The organism is Rathayibacter sp. AY1B5 (assembly GCF_002932795.1).
Taxonomy (GTDB): Bacteria; Actinomycetota; Actinomycetes; order Actinomycetales; family Microbacteriaceae; genus Rathayibacter.
The window spans coordinates 76,781-90,050 of record NZ_PSWM01000005.1; the positions used below are offsets into that span (position 1 = coordinate 76,781).

The window sequence follows — 13,270 nt, forward strand, 5'->3', positions numbered from 1 at the left end:
GTTTCGGTGAGAGGACCGACAGGATCTCGAGCTCTCAGCGGCGCCGGTCCAGAGCCGCCCGGAGGTACGGAGCGGTCCGGCTTCCCGCGGCCTCCGCGACCTCCTCCGGAGTGCCCGTCGCGACCACCGAGCCGCCGGCCAGGCCCGCCCCCGGGCCGAGGTCCACGACCCAGTCCGCGTCGGCGACGACGCGCATGTCGTGCTCGACCACGATCACCGTGTTGCCCGCGTCGACCAGGTGCTGCAGGTGCTCGAGCAGGCGGTCGGCGTCAGCAGGATGCAGGCCCGAGGTCGGCTCGTCGAGCAGGTACAGCGTGTCCCCGCGCTGGGCGCGGCGCAGCTCCGAGGCGAGCTTCACCCGCTGCGCCTCTCCCCCGGACAGCTCGGGCGCCGGCTGGCCGAGCGAGACGTAGCCGAGCCCCACGTCCACCAGCGCGTCGAGGTGGCGGGCGACCTCGCGGTCCTCGGCGAAGGCCTCGCGCGCATCGGCGACGCTCAGCGCGAGGACGTCGGCGATCGTCCGGCCGCCCAGGGTGACCTCGAGGGTCTCGTCGTTGTACCGCGTCCCGCCGCACGCCGTGCAGGGCGCCTCGACGGTCGGGAGGAACAGCAGCTCCACCTCCACGGAGCCCTCGCCCTTGCAGACGGGGCAGCGCCCGCTGGGCAGGTTGAAGGAGAAGCGGCTCGCCGAGAAGCGGCGGCGCTTGGCCTCCGGGGTGGCCGCGAACAGCGTCCGCACCCGGTCGAACAGCCCCGTGTAGGTCGCGACGTTCGAGCGCGAGGTCCGGCCGATCGGGGTCTGGGTCACCTGCACCACCCGGCGCAGGCGGTCCGCGGGCCCGGAGGCGGTGCCGCGGGTCGCCGCCGCGGCCGCGTCGAGCAGCGGGTCCGCCTCCCCGCCCTCCTCGGCCGGCGCGTCCTCGGCGACGTCGGCGCGGAGCGAGGCGCGCAGCAGATCGGGCAGCGCCTGGTTCACGAGCGTCGACTTGCCCGATCCGGAGACGCCGGTGACCGCGGTGAGCACCCCGACCGGGAACGCGACGGAGAGGTCGTCGAGGGTGTGCCGCGAGACTCCGGCGAGGTCGATCCACTGCTCCGCGGTGCGGCGGGAGCGCAGCGGCGCCGGGTCGCCCTCGGGGAAGAGGTAGCGGCGGGTGACGGAGCCGCGGGCGCTCGGCAGGCCGTCGAGCGGGCCGGAGTAGACGACGGTGCCGCCGCCGGACCCCGCGCCCGGGCCGATGTCGACGATCCAGTCGGCCTCGCGGATGACGTCGAGGGAGTGCTCGACGAAGAAGACGGTGTTGCCGGTCGCCCGCAGGGTCCGCAGGATGCCCAGCAGCGCCTCCGTGTCGGCGGGGTGCAGGCCCGTCGACGGCTCGTCGAGCACGAAGACGACGCCGAAGAGGCGCGAGAGCACCTGCGTCGCGAGGCGCATCCGCTGGAGCTCACCCGAGGAGAGCGTCGGCGTGGAGCGGTCGAGCGAGAGGTGGCCGAGGCCCAGGTCGACGATCGGAGCGAGGCGGCCGACGAGGTCCTCGACCAGGCGCTGAGCGGCCAGCCGGGTCTGCGGCGCTCCGTCGGCCGGGGTCCACCCGGGCTCGAGCACGCGCCGGGCGAGCACGACCAGCTCCTCGAGGGGCAGCGCCGACAGCTCGGTGATGTCGAGCCCCTCGAACGTGACGGCGAGCGCGTCGGGCTTCAGCCTCCGCCCGCCGCACACCGGGCAGGCGACGCTGACGACGAACGAGGCCGCCCGCTCGCGCATCCGGGCGCTCTTCGAGCCGGCGAAGGTGTCGAGCACGTAGCGGCGCACCCCGAGGAACGTGCTCATGTAGCGCGGCTCGTCCCCGGCGGCGACGGAGGCGCGCACCTCCGCGGGCGAGCGGTCGGTCCAGACGGGCACCTGCGGGGAGTCGGGCGTGTGCAGGATCCAGTCGCGGTCCTCGGCGGGCAGGTCGCGCCACGGAGCGTCGATGTCGTGGCCGAGCGAGATCAGGCTGTCGCGCAGCTGCTTGCCGTGCCAGGCGGTCGGCCAGGCGGCGAGCGCTCCGTCGCGGATCGAGAGGGAGTCGTCCGGCACCATCAGCTCGTCGGGGACGTCGTAGACCCGGCCGATGCCGTGGCAGCTCGGGCACGCGCCCTGCACGGTGTTGGCGGAGAAGTCCTCCGCGAGCAGCATCGGCGCGCCCTCGGGGTAGGCGCCGATGCGCGAGAACACCATCCGCACCACGCTCGAGAGCGTCGTCGCGCTGCCGACCGTGGAGCGGGCCGAGCCGCCGGAGCGCCGCTGCGGGAGGGCGACGGCCGGAGGCAGGCCCTCGATCGAGTCGACGTCCGGCACGCCGACCTGGTCGATCAGCCGCCGCGCGTAAGGGGCGACAGACTCGAAGTAGCGGCGCTGCGCCTCCGCGTAGAGCGTGCCGAAGGCGAGCGAGCTCTTGCCCGATCCGGAGACCCCCGTGAAGGCGACGAGGGCGTCGCGCGGCACGTCGACATCGATGCTCCGGAGGTTGTTCTCGCGGGCGCCGCGCACGCGGACGCGGTCGAGGGGGTCGGTGGTTCCAGGCGCGCTCATCCGTACAGCCTGCCGTGCCCCGGATGTGGGACGGCCCGGGCGGAGCGGGCGGCGGCGTCGGCGGCGGCGGTGAGACGACATGCCCGCCTCTTAACGCGTCGGGCCTCCGGTCAAAGCAGCACCCTTCAACTTCGCCGTGTTCCCTGACCCCGGGCCTCACTCAACCGGTTGCGAGAGGCATCGAAGAACGACGTGCTGACTCGGCTCCGACGAGGCGTCCGGCCTCTCCCTCGACTACGTGTACCCGGGCGCCGAGGGCCAGCTGCCCTCCGACAACCCCTACGCAGGGCTCGACTACGACGAGCAGCCGCGCGCCTTCCGCCGCGTGAACCACCCGGTGACGCAGGGGTTCGTCCAGCGCTACTCCGTCGCCCTGACGCTCGGCCGCCACGACGGGTACCCGCCGATGATGCGCGACGTGTGGCGGCAGGCGTACACGCGTCTGCGCGACGACCTGTTCGAGGTCGACAACGAGCAGCACTTCCACCACGGCATGGCGATCCTCGAGCGGTACACGCGCCGCTACGGGGACGCGTGGGGGCTCCCGTTCGCCTGCCAGCTGCCGGACATGGACGTCTCGAGCGTCTCGTTCCAGTTCGGCTTCGTCGGGCAGCAGCCGGGGATCGGCTACCAGCTGCTCCGGTACGGCGAGAAGGAGGGGTCGGCGTCCGCGCGGGAGAAGGGGATCGGGATCGTCGACTTCTGGGCGCGGAACGGGCTCGGCGACTCCGGCCTGCCCCGGATGTGCTTCAACCCGACCCTCGGCGGATTCGAGCCCTACCCGCACTACCTGCGGATGCTGGCCGACGGCGTGGAGGCGGTGCTCGACGCGTTCCTCCTCCTCCGCGCCGCCGGCGACGAGCGCCCGGGCTGGCTCGAGTTCTGCACGCGCGCGGCGGACTGGCTCCTCGGCGCGCAGAACGCCGACGGCAGCTGGCACCGCGCCTACCACTCCGACGGGTCCGTGCGGATGGAGTCGCGCGCGAACACGCCGAGCGTCATCCGGTTCCTGGTGCAGCTGCACCTGGTCACGGGCGACGAGCGCTACCGGGAGGCGGCGCTGCGGGCGGGCGAGTGGACGCTCGAGAACACGTTCGAGTCGATGGAGTACCGCGGCGGCACCTGCGGCAACGCGGACATCCAGGACAAGGAGGCGGGCATCTACGCTCTCTGGGGCTACCTCGCGCTGCACGACCTGACCGGTGATCGGCGCTGGCTCGACGCGGCGGTCGGAGCGGCGGACTACACCGAGACGTGGACCTACGCCTGGCGGTTCCCGGTGCGCACGCCGTACCCGGCGCACCCCTTCGACCACTACTCCATCAGCGGCCAGAGCATCATCACGCTCCAGGGCGGCGCCGACGTGTACCTCGCCGCCTGCTCGTACACGTACTACCGGCTGCACCTGCTCACCGGCGACGAGCACTACCTCGACGTCGCGGAGCTCCTGCACCGCAACACCCGGCAGTCGACCGACGTCGACGGCTCGATCGGCTACGTGATGCCGGGCCTGGGACACGAGAGCGGCGACTTCGCCGACCAGACGCTGCGGAGCCACTACCACTGGCTTCCGTGGTGCACCTTCATCGAGGTGGACGCGGCGTCGCGCCTGCGCGACACCTTCGGCGTCTACGAGATCGCCGACGCCCAGCGGCTGCCGGCGGCGGAGCGGGCGCGGCGGAACCGGATCTACGACGGCTACGGGCAGCGCTGAGGCGGTGCCTCGGCGCGGTCTCGGCGATGGTCCGCCCCTGCGCTGCCGAGGTGGACACCTCGTTCTCGCGAGCAGAGAGGACGCCGAGCACCTCCGGACGGGCGGGCACCGCCGACGCCGTGTAGCCGCGGAGCGGGTTCGCCGGCCGCCACCGGCCACCACCGTCCGCCTGGGCCAGGACGATCGAGAGCGACGGCGCCATCACGTCGTGCACGTCCCGGGCTGTGCGTGCTCGCTCGGAGGCGACGGCGAGCTCGTCCGCGTCGGCGAGCCCGTCCTCCGGCACCCGCCGCTCGAGGAGAAGGATCGAGCGGACGCGGGTCACCCGCAGGAGCCGGCCCACGAGCCGGCCAAGCCCACGACGAGCGCACCGATGGTCGCGGCCGCGATCCCGCCCGCCCCGGTCGCAGCGTGCACGGCGAGCGAGGCGCCCGCACCGACCAGGGCGACGACGACGGCCGTCCGGCGAGGCGCGATCGGTGATCACCGACGGCCCGCGCCACCCTCACCAGCACCACCCAGTCCGCGAAAAGGCCGGTGACCGGGACGTTTCAGTGAGCATCGGGGAGGCAGCACCGTGATGGAGTCGACCCGGCGCGCCAGCGCCGTGACGGAAAAGCGTGCTTCCCTCATGATGGTCCAGCGCGCATAGCTCTTCCAAGGAGAAAAGTGCACGCCGTCGAGACGGAGATGTCCCGGCGACGGGACAGCAGGGAAGGACAGAACCATGAGGAGGACCACCACGACCGTCCTCGCACTCGCCGCCGCAGGAGTGGTCGCGCTGAGCGGCGCTCAGGCTGCGAGCGCGGCGACGATCTACGAGCACAGGAACTACGAGGGTCGGGCGCATGACGGTGGGTACGACACGGCCTACGTCGGAGAAGGTGCCAACGACATGGCGTCCTCCATCAGGAACCGCGACTCTCGTCGCTACTACGAGCATGCCGATCGTCGCGGACGGTCGGTTCGCCTGATGGGCGACTACAACGACCTCCAGTCGATCTCCACGGACCTCGGCTGGAACGAGAGCTGGAACGACAGGATCAGCAGCTGGGAGTAGCAGACCACGGTCGACGCACCTGCACCGCGACGGCTCTCCTCGCTCGGACCCGCCCGAGCCCCCGGCCACGAGCTCCCCATCCCTCACAGAAACGGCTTCGGACATGACCCGACGACACTCCAGCCATCGCTCCACGACCCGTGGGATCGCGGCTCTCGCGGCCATCACCCCCACTCTCGTCCTGCTCGGTGGATGCACGAGTGCTCCGCTGGACAAGGACTCGACGGCTCACGCTCTGCTCGACAGCACCACCGGCCGGATCGTTCTGCCCCTGGAGGAGTACGACTACTACGGTGACGACGCGAACGCGGCGATCGGGAACCGCGCCCTCGACACCGTGACTGCACGCTGCATGGCGGGGCAGGGCTTCGCCTATTCAGCGGCGTCGGTCGAAGAGGATCCGGAGCACAGCGGCGGCGACCGGACCTACGGTCTGTGGGACGAGGAACGCGCCCGCCGGTGGGGATTCGGCTTCGCACCGTCCCGGGTCAGCGCCGCGAAGGCGGTGGACGCGGCCGCTGGCGGGGAGGCGTGGACGACGGCGGTCGGCAGGTGCGAGGAGGAGACCGACCCGGCGCTCATGGCGATCCTGCCCGGGAACGATGAGAGCACCGACTCCTCCGTCTCTCGGATCGCGACCGAGGCTTACAGTGCCGCCCGGGCGGATCCGCTCTGGCAGACGGCCCGCGACGCCTGGGCGAGCTGCGTTCGGGACGCCGGACTGACCCCTCGCTCCGGCTCGTCCGAGTGGGGTGTGGAGCAGGAGGACGCGGTGCGGACGGGTGCCGACGGCGCCTCCTCGAACTCGGAGGAGGAGATCCGCCTCGCGACGGTCGAGGCGCACTGCAACACCGAGACCGGTCTCTCGCAGACCCTAGGCGACCTCGAGGCGTCGTACCAGGCGCCCCTCATCGCGCAGAACCAGGCCGCACTCAACGAGATCAAGACCCGCAACCAGGAGCGACTCGCCGCACTCCGCGACTACGTGGCCGCGCATGGCTGACGGACCCCTCACCCTCCGGAGGCTCCAGCAGCCCGGAGAGTCGCGACGCCCGCAGCAGTGATCCTCCTCGCGTCGACCGCGTCCGACCACTCTCGGCGGAAAGCGGAACTCCGAATCACATAAGAGAACGAAAGAAGGACTCCTCATGATTCAACCCGACACCGAAGCACGGAACGGTATGAAGTCACGGGGGCATCTCGCCCTCTCCTCCTTCCTCGGTCTCGGTCTGGCGCTCGCCCTGGGTTCCTGTTCATCGATGCCGGTGGAGCGGGAGCAGGACGTGACCGCCCGGGCACTCCTCGACCACACGACCGGCGAGATCGTGCTGCCTCTCGATGAGTACGACCCTTTCGACCCGGACAGCGTGGGGCTCCTCGTCGACCGCGCTTTCGACATCAGCACAGCGAAGTGCATGAGTCGACGAGGTCTGCAGTACACGGCTGCTGCCGTCGAAGAGGACCCCCAGCACGGGACCGGTGATCGAACGTACGGACTGTGGGACGAGGACCGAGCTCGCGCATACGGCTACGGCTACGCCCCCTCCCTCGTCGACGCTGCGAAGGAAGCCGACGCGCAGGCCGGAGGACCCGGCTGGGAGTCGGCGGTCGATGACTGCTCGACCGACGAAGACAACGAACTCGCTGCACTGATCCCGACGAACGAGGAGTCGGTCGATTCGCTCGTCGCCCGCATCCGGACCGATTCGTACAACGCGGCCGCATCGGATGCCGGATGGCAGAATGCTCGGGACGAATGGTCGCAGTGCCTTCGAAGCCTCGGCCTGTCTCCGCGTACGAGTGGCGGCGGCTGGAACTCGGAACAGGGTGAGGGACTCGTCACCAGCATAAGACCGGACGGCTCTTCTCCTGACAGAGAGGAGGAGATACGCGTCGCATCGCTTGAGGCGCAGTGCAACACCGAAACCGGACTCTCGCAGATCCTCGGCGATCTCGAGGCGTCGTACCAGGCGCCACTCATCAAGCAGAACCAGGCCGCACTGAACCGGATCAAGACACGGAACCAGGACCGGCTCGCCGGGCTTCGAGCCTACGTAGCCGCACATGGCTGACGCGACGACAACACTCCGACGGTTCCGGCATCCCTGGCGGATCGCCGTCCTCGCAGCAGTACTGACCCTCGCATCAGGCGCGTCGTTCGCTGCTGGACTGTCCGTTCACGCGCCCGAGCGGGACGCCCTTGTCTCGACACAGGAGCGGATCGAGGTGACGGCGATGGTCGAGCGGCGGGTCGTCGACTCCCGCTCCTCCTTCCCGGGAACGATCGTCGAGAGCCCTGCGGTTCCGGTCATCGCCCGATCACTGCCCGGTGTTCCTGTCGTCACTCGCCAGGCACTGACCACGGGCGAGCCTGTGTCCTCGGGCGACCTGGTCGCGCTCGTCGCCGGCGTGCCCTACTTCGTTCTGACCGGGCCGCTGCCGCTCTACCGGGATCTTCGCGCCGACGACCGAGGGGACGACGTCATTGCTCTGCAGCGCGCCCTGAACACGACGGGCGCCGATATCGAGGAGAGCGGATCGATCGACTGGGCCACGCTCGACGCTGTGAGTGGCCTCTTCGACGAACACGACCTCGTCCTCCCGGAGGCCGTCGCTTCGGATGGGAAGAAGACGTCGTTCATTCCCGCGAACCAGATCCTCGGCACCGGTTCCGCTGAGGGCACTGTCGTGTCGGCAGCCGGGGTGGGAACGGTGCTCGGTTCAGACACGCCGCTCATTAGCATCCGCACCGGACCGAAGACGATCAATCTCCGCGCCGACGTCGCGACTGCGGCGCGATTCACCGTCGGCGCCTCGATGACGGCTCGAGCTGGTATCCAGGACCTTCCGGTGACAGTAGCGTCCATCGGCGCGTTCAGTGATGCCGGCGAAGGCAGGCTGGCTGGACGTGATGTCGTCCTGGCCTGCACCGACCCGGCTCTCGCCGATCTCGGCCCGGGGACCTCGGTCTCCGTGCTCAGCGGCGGCGTCGATGAGGAAGCATTGGCCGTGCCGCTGATCGCTGTCCGGCGCGATGCAGAGGGCGACTACGTGCAACGCCGCTCCGACGGCGCCCCTGCTCCGGAACGCGTGCCGATCACGGTGCAGCGCTCCGGCGGCGGCTGGGCTGCTGTGGCGGACGGGGAGCTCGAGGTCGGCGACCCCGTGCTGCTGTCGTGAGTGATCCGGTTCCCCTGCTCAGCCTGCGCGACGTCTCTCGCACCTTCGGCAGATCTTCGACAGGAGGCGTGCGCGGGATCACCTTCGACGTCCGCCGCGGCGAGTTCGTCGCCGTCGTCGGCCCATCGGGGGCAGGCAAGAGCACGCTCCTCGACATCCTGGGTCTCCTCGATCGTCCCACCGACGGCAGCTACCTGATCGATGGCGTCGCCACGAACGAACTCCGCGAGGGGCGTCGCAACATCCTCCGCTCCCGTCTCATCGGATTCGTCTTCCAGTCGTCGTTCGTCCTCGGTCATCAGAGCGTGGGAGAGAACGCGGCGACCGGGCTGCGGATCCAGGGCCGTCCGCTGAAAGACCGCCGTCGTTTGACCTCGAACGCGCTCGCTTCGGTCGGCATCGGCCACCGTGCGGACCTCGACGCGCGTCTTCTCTCCGGTGGCGAGCGCCAGCGGCTGGCTATCGCCCGGGCCGTCGCGACGAGACCTGACCTCATCCTCGCCGACGAGCCGACGGGCAACCTCGACTCGGCCAACGGCGAGAGCGTGCTCGATCAGCTGGTGGACCTGAACGCGACCGGGACCACCGTGGTACTCATCACCCACGATCCCACCATCGCAGCCAGAGCGGAGCGCCGCATCCGGATCGCCGACGGTCGCGTCATCGAGGACACGGGAGCGAGACCGACCAGCGCGCTGCCCTCCCCGCCTCCTCGACCGGAGACGGCCCCGCGCCGCTCCTTCATCACATCCGCGGCGGACGTGCTCGGCGACTCCCTCGGCGCCCTCGCCGCTCGCCCGCTCCGCACAGCCCTCCTCGTCCTCGCGTTCGCGCTCGGAGTCGGTGGTCTCATCGCCGCGCTCGGAGTCAGCGAGAGCGCCTCGGCGCAGGTCTCGGAGCGGCTCACAGCTGCCGCGCTGGACGAGGTCCGCGTCACCGTGCCGGGCGGCGCGGAACTCCTGGCTGCTGAGGACGGGCGCCTCGATTCCTGGCTCGCCGCGACCAGAGCGCTGCCTCATGTGGTCGACGCCGGCTTCGTCGCGCAGACCGGAGCGGAGGCCGCGCGCATCCGGCGCCTCGCCTCGACCGACCCGGAGCCGGCCGCACCGCTGCAGCTGATCAGCGCGGACCCCACGTACCTCCGCCTGGTCGGCGCCTCTGCCGTCGGACCCGACACCCGGGGTCTTCTCGCGACCCCCGGAGCCGACGCCGTTGCGCTGCTCGGGTCGGGCGCGGCCTCGACCCTTGCCGCCGCCGCCCCGGGACCCGGCTCCACCGTCGAGGTCCTCGGCATCCGGGCCGCCGTAGCGGGCACCCTCATCGCGGGCGAGCGGGCGCCCGGAATCGACGGATCGGTCGTCGTCTCCCGGGACATCCTGGCGCGAGCACCGTCCGTCGCCGTCACCATTCTCGTCCGGACCGATCCCGGCTTCCCCGCTCCGCTCGCCGAGGCGCTTCCCCTGGCGCTCGACCCGGGCGATCCAGGGCGCTTCACCGTCGAGACGGTCGCCGATCTGCGGGCCCTCCGCTACGGCGTCGCGACCGACCTCGGCGCGCTCATCGGCTTGATCGGGGTCGTGCTCCTCGTCTTGGCGACCATCAGCGCCTCGACGACGATGTACGTGTCCGTCCAGGCTCGAGCGGCCGAGATCGCTTTGAGGCGAGCGATCGGAGCGAGCCGCGGTGCGGTCGCACGACTGTTCGTCGGCGAGGGGCTTGTGGTCGGAGTCATCGGCGGTGTGACGGGCGCCGTCCTCGGTACCGCCGCGACGCTGGCCACCGCCGCGGTGCAGGGATGGTCGCCGCTGCTGCCGCCCGCTCTCACTCCGCTGAGCATCGCGCTCGGAGCCGTGACCGGAGTCGTGAGCGCGATCGTGCCCGCGTGGGCGGCGGGGCGGCAGGAGCCTGCGAGCGCGCTCCGCGCCTGACGCCGAGACGGCCCGCTCCCCGCCGAGGCGCCGCCGTCAGGGCGGTGTCTCGGCAGGGGCGGGCCGTCTCGGTGTCAGCGGCGCGAGCGCGTCAGCAGCGCGCCCGCGTCAGCGGCGCGAGCGCGTCAGCAGGTGCGCGCCGGGTAGGCCGCGGTCAGGGCGCCCGCGGTGAGCGAGGCAGCCGGGATCGAGGTCTGACGGGTGGTGAACGCGGCCGAGGCGCTGGCGCCGGGGGCGGCGGTCAGGGTCTGCGAGGCGCCGAACGGCGAGCGGATGACGACCGAGAGGGGCGTCGTGCCCGTGTTCTTCACCACTCCGGTGAGGACCACCTTGCCGGCGACGCACCGGGTGGAAGCGGTGAGCGTCGAGGTCGGTGCCGTCACCACCACGGTCGCGGTGACCGTGACGGCCGTGGAGCTCGAGAGCCGGCGGTCGGCGGCGTTGTAGGCCGTCGATCCGTTCGCGCCCACCCACTGGTTGTCGTTCGCACCGATCGTGCGGACGACTCCGGTGACGGAGTAGCGGCCGGGCGTCGTCGCCACCGCGGAGGTGTTCCAGGTGACCGGCTGCGAGGCCGTGCCGCGGTTGTAGGCCAGCACGACGTCGGCGCGGGCGGGCAGAGCCGCCGCGGCGTCGGCGCCGGAGGCGACCGTCACCTCGCCGAGGTCCGAGCGGACCGCGGAGGCGGCGTCGGCCGACCGGACCTCGGCGTACTGCCCCGCGGTCAGCGAGACGATGCCGCCGTGCTTGGTCGACGAGGCGAGCGAGAAGCCCGGATCGGTGAGCTGGGTCCAGCCTGCGTCGAGGTCGTTCGTCACCATCGGCTTGTAGCCGGTCGCGGGGATCACGTCGACGTAGAGGTACCAGGTGTCCTCGCCGTGGTCCTTGAACACCGCGGGCCCCTCGACCCCTCCGGCGTTGCCGCCCGACCAGACCGCGCCGATCCGCGACTGGATCTGCGTCCACGCGGTCGTCGGCAGCCACCAGGTCGCCGAGGTGGTCGACTCCATGTAGATGCCCTTGCCGGTGCCGTTGTCCTTCGAGATCCGGTAGGTCGTGCCGGAGTCCTGGATCAGCGTGGTGTCGATCGTGTCGGCCCCGGTGTCGATGAAGGTGCCGCCGTACGAGTAGGTGGCCTGTGTGAAGTCCGTGGTCGCTCCCCAGAGCACGCGGGAGGATCCGGTGCCCGGCGTGTGCGCCGCGTTCGGGTAGACCGTCGAGGACCAGTAGACGACGAAGGCGCCCTTGCCGGGTCCCGCGTAGTCCGGCACCCAGGTGGCCTCGGGAGCCCACATCATGCCGGCTTCGAGCTTCTTCGTCCCCGCAGCGTCGAGCGCTACGTCGAACTGGCGGACGTCGCTCCACGACACGAGGTCGCTCGACTCCCAGACGTTCATCTTCGTGCTGCCCTTGGTGGTCCAGTAGCACCAGGTGTCGCAGCCGCTCGGGCCCCGGTCGCCGCCGAAGACGCGGAGGTCCGTGGCGATGATGTAGTACTTCTTCGTGTCGGGGTTGTAGGTCAGGTACGGGTCGCGCACGCCGGTGGTGCCGAGGTCGGAGGCCAGGATCGGCTTCGCGCCGTTGAGAGGGTCCCACTTCTCCGGGTCGTCGCCGCGGGAGACGTCGAGGTAGATCTTCTCGGCGTAGCCCTCGGAGTCCTCGACGAAGTGGACCATCATGTAGCCGTAGGGGGTGTCGACGCCGACCTGCGGCTCGACGGTCACGGCGATCGAGCGGGTCTGCACGATCCCGCGGATCGAGGCCGTCGCGGTGAGCGTCGAGGTACGCGCGGCCTGGCCCACGGCGGGGCGGTCGGCGCTGAGGGTGCGGCCGTCGGCCGAGACGCGCAGGGTCGGGTCACTGGAGGACCAGGTCACCGCTCCCCCGTAGTCGGGCAGGTTCGTGGTCGAGTCGTCGACGGTGAGCGGGGCGACCCCGGCCAGCACGGCGGCGGCGATCGGGGAGAAGGTGGAGGCGTGCGGCTTCGCGTCGACACTCGACACGGCCACCACCTCCGCCCCGGAGAGCGCGCGGTCGTAGACGCGGAACGCCGAGACCTCGCCGGTGTAGAACGGGTCGGGGTACGGTGCGCGGCCGATCGTGTTCAGCGACTGGTCGGCCACCGACGAGGGGCGGAGCGCCGTGGGCGCCGAGGCGACCTGGACGCCGTCGACGAAGAACGAGATCGTGCCGGCGCTCCCGTCGATCACCGAGGTGAGGCTGTACCAGCGGTCGGCGGTGAGAGCGGAGGCGCTGCGGGCGTTGTTCTCGCCGTTCCCTCCACTGGTCGTGATCGCGGTGCGCACCCGGTCGCGGACGGACGCGAACCAGTACTGGTTCGTGCTGTCACTGCCGATGTTCCACAGGAAGTGGAAGTTCGAGAGCATCGACGCGTCGGCGCGGGTCTCGATCGTCACGGTGGCCGACGAGCGGCCGGTCAGCAGATTCGCGGGCAGCTGCACCCAGGGGGCGGTGGTGCTGCTCTTGGGGCCGCCGGTGAGGCGGAGCGACGTGCCGGTCCAGAGCGCGTCGGTCGCGTTGCGGACGGTGGCGGCTCCCACGCCTCCGCTCACGGTGTTCGGGACCGTGCTGCCGGTGGTCTGCGTGAACCGGTAGTCGGCGAGGAGGCCCTGCTGCGGGATGACGGCGTCGGCCGCCTGCGCGGCCGGAGCCGGTGCGACGAGGCCCGAGAGCAGCACTGCTCCGAGGCCGAGCGCGGCGAGCGCTGCGCGCAGCGGCGCTCGCCGCGCGGGTGTGGTGGTGGGGGGCATGGTGCTCCTTCAGTGGAGTGGTGCGGTTCGGGGGGAGGGGCT

Annotated in this window: 8 protein-coding genes; 6 read left to right on the forward strand and 2 right to left on the reverse strand. The window is 71.2% G+C overall.

The genetic code is table 11. The annotated features are described in order from the left end of the window. Positions 1 to 34: 34 nt before the first annotated feature. A complete protein-coding gene (locus C5D44_RS05190; protein ID WP_104281051.1) occupies positions 35 to 2,575 on the reverse strand; it encodes an excinuclease ABC subunit UvrA in 2,541 nt (846 codons plus the stop codon). Between the two features lie 238 nt (positions 2,576 to 2,813). Here C5D44_RS05190 and C5D44_RS18395 point away from each other — a divergent pair, with 238 nt between their 5' ends. The 6 genes from C5D44_RS18395 (at position 2,814) to C5D44_RS05220 (ending at position 10,457) form a co-directional block, all read left to right on the forward strand. Next, positions 2,814 to 4,289, forward strand: a complete 1,476-nt coding sequence (locus C5D44_RS18395; RefSeq protein ID WP_258067889.1) for a hypothetical protein — start codon at positions 2,814 to 2,816, stop codon at positions 4,287 to 4,289. A 727-nt stretch (positions 4,290 to 5,016) separates the two neighbouring features. Next, the gene (locus C5D44_RS05200) at positions 5,017 to 5,349 is read left to right on the forward strand and encodes a peptidase inhibitor family I36 protein (RefSeq protein WP_104275918.1); all 333 of its coding nucleotides are present in this window, start codon (positions 5,017 to 5,019) and stop codon (positions 5,347 to 5,349) included. A 103-nt stretch (positions 5,350 to 5,452) separates the two neighbouring features. Next, positions 5,453 to 6,352, forward strand: coding sequence for a hypothetical protein (locus C5D44_RS05205; protein WP_104281052.1), 900 nt, complete (start codon positions 5,453 to 5,455; stop codon positions 6,350 to 6,352). Positions 6,353 to 6,497: 145 nt separating this feature from the next. Next, the gene (locus tag C5D44_RS05210) at positions 6,498 to 7,421 is read left to right on the forward strand and encodes a hypothetical protein (protein WP_146087980.1); all 924 of its coding nucleotides are present in this window, start codon (positions 6,498 to 6,500) and stop codon (positions 7,419 to 7,421) included. After that, entirely contained in the window at positions 7,414 to 8,529 is a 1,116-nt protein-coding gene (locus C5D44_RS05215; RefSeq protein WP_146082502.1) for a hypothetical protein, read from the forward strand. Before C5D44_RS05210 ends, C5D44_RS05215 begins: the two co-directional genes overlap by 8 nt. Positions 8,530 to 8,597: 68 nt before the next feature. Next, the gene (locus C5D44_RS05220) at positions 8,598 to 10,457 is read left to right on the forward strand and encodes an ATP-binding cassette domain-containing protein (RefSeq protein WP_146087981.1); all 1,860 of its coding nucleotides are present in this window, start codon (positions 8,598 to 8,600) and stop codon (positions 10,455 to 10,457) included. 125 nt (positions 10,458 to 10,582) lie between these two features. Here C5D44_RS05220 and C5D44_RS05225 read toward each other — a convergent pair whose 3' ends face one another. Further along, positions 10,583 to 13,228 (reverse strand): LamG-like jellyroll fold domain-containing protein, encoded by a 2,646-nt coding sequence (locus C5D44_RS05225; RefSeq protein ID WP_104275923.1) that lies wholly within the window; start codon positions 13,226 to 13,228, stop codon positions 10,583 to 10,585. Positions 13,229 to 13,270: the final 42 nt, after the last annotated feature.

Excerpts from the sequence above, each read along its gene's own strand:
- C5D44_RS05225 (WP_104275923.1), bottom strand. The coding sequence starts at position 13,228 with ATGCCCCCCACCACCACACCCGCGCGGCGAGCGCCGCTGCGCGCAGCG.
- C5D44_RS05215 (WP_146082502.1), top strand. The coding sequence starts at position 7,414 with ATGGCTGACGCGACGACAACACTCCGACGGTTCCGGCATCCCTGGCGG.
- C5D44_RS05210 (WP_146087980.1), top strand. The coding sequence starts at position 6,498 with ATGATTCAACCCGACACCGAAGCACGGAACGGTATGAAGTCACGGGGG.
- C5D44_RS05200 (WP_104275918.1), top strand. The coding sequence starts at position 5,017 with ATGAGGAGGACCACCACGACCGTCCTCGCACTCGCCGCCGCAGGAGTG.
- C5D44_RS05205 (WP_104281052.1), top strand. The coding sequence starts at position 5,453 with ATGACCCGACGACACTCCAGCCATCGCTCCACGACCCGTGGGATCGCG.
- C5D44_RS05190 (WP_104281051.1), bottom strand. The coding sequence starts at position 2,575 with ATGAGCGCGCCTGGAACCACCGACCCCCTCGACCGCGTCCGCGTGCGC.